Annotated in this window: 1 rRNA gene; it reads left to right on the top strand. The window is 55.6% G+C overall.

The features are described from left to right. Positions 1-177: 177 nt before the first annotated feature. Positions 178-292 (top strand): 5S ribosomal RNA (gene rrf, locus IFT67_RS20390). The last annotated feature ends 149 nt before the right edge of the window (positions 293-441 follow it).

Raw genomic sequence — 441 nt, forward strand, 5'->3', positions numbered from 1 at the left:
CCAACGATGCGTGCGGATGATTAAGACGACGCCAGATTGCCAATCCCCTCGCCGTCGAGGGATTGGTTACAAATACCACTAACCTTGCACGGTATCGATTTTAAAACCCCACCAATGCGAAAGCTGCGGTGGGGTATCCCAGATATGACGCGTACGCATGTCGCACCGGCTCCATTGCCTGGTGGCTATAGCGTCGGTGTCCCACCCGATCCCATTCCGAACTCGGCCGTGAAACCCGACTGCGCCAATGGTACTATCGCTCAAGCGATGGAAGAGTAGGTCGTCGCCAGGCATTGAAGCCCGTGCAACATGCATACACACACATATCAAAACCCATTCACAAACGTCTCATACACACCCAACGCACGCTAGCCGTGCCGTCGCGGGGTGGAGCAGCCCGGTAGCTCGTCAGGCTCATAACCTGAAGGTCACAGGTTCAAA

Source organism: Sphingomonas sp. CFBP 13728 (assembly GCF_014841895.1).
Taxonomy (GTDB): domain Bacteria; phylum Pseudomonadota; class Alphaproteobacteria; order Sphingomonadales; family Sphingomonadaceae; genus Sphingomonas.